This window comes from Alcanivorax sp. HI0083, from assembly GCF_001635175.1.
The window spans coordinates 1-735 of the sequence record NZ_LWFX01000255.1; the positions used below are offsets into that span (position 1 = coordinate 1).

Genomic DNA, 735 nt, shown 5'->3' on the forward strand with positions numbered 1-735 from the left:
TGCTTTCCAAGACGGAACAGGCCGAGCCCACGGCCGTGCAGGCGTTGCAGGCGCAGCTGCACGGGCTGAATGCAACGGCGCGGCAATACCGGCTGGATACCAACTTTCCTGACGCGAGCTTGCTTGATGAATCGCTCCCGCGTCGTTGCCGGGTGACTGGCCTGTTTGCCCCTGTGGAGGGAGCGACGCTTGCCGCTCAGTCACTTGCGCTGGTTCCCGCGGAGAAGCAGGCGTCCCGCCATAATCTGTTCAGTGCCTCGCTGCGCTGGCCCCATGGTCTGGACTGGCCATTATGGCAGGCCGCGCTTCAGCAGCTGCAGGCACAATGTGGCGATGCATTGGTGCGAGTGAAAGGGTTGTTGCGGGTGAACGGGTTGGATGGCCCCATGCTGGTTCAGTGGGTGGCGCAACAGACGCCGGAGATGACACCACAGAACCGGTGGCCGGATCAGGACACCGACTCGCGCCTGGTACTGATTGTGCGCCACCCTGAGGCTGACTTCCCGGCCCAACAGCTGGCACGCTGGGAGGCCTTGTTGAATCAGTTGCAGGCTGCCCCTTCGGCCTGAATGTCCGGCCTGATCAACTCGCTTGATTGTTGCGGAGTCCCTATGGGTTACCTGTATTTGTCCATCGCCATTGTGGCTGAAGTGGTGGCTACCTCGGCGCTGAATGCGTCCCAGGGGTTCACCCGGTTGTGGCCATCAGTGGCCACCGTGGTGGGCTATTCCATTG

The 735-nt window shown here is 62.0% G+C and carries 2 protein-coding genes; both read left to right on the forward strand.

Annotated elements, in window-relative coordinates; genetic code table 11:
• The coding region (locus A3754_RS02775) for a GTP-binding protein (protein ID WP_197468406.1) at window positions 1-569 on the forward strand (569 nt) is incomplete at its 5' end.
• Between the two features lie 42 nt (window positions 570-611).
• Window positions 612-735: multidrug efflux SMR transporter (locus tag A3754_RS02780; RefSeq protein ID WP_231880453.1), on the forward strand; the 124-nt coding region annotated here is incomplete at its 3' end.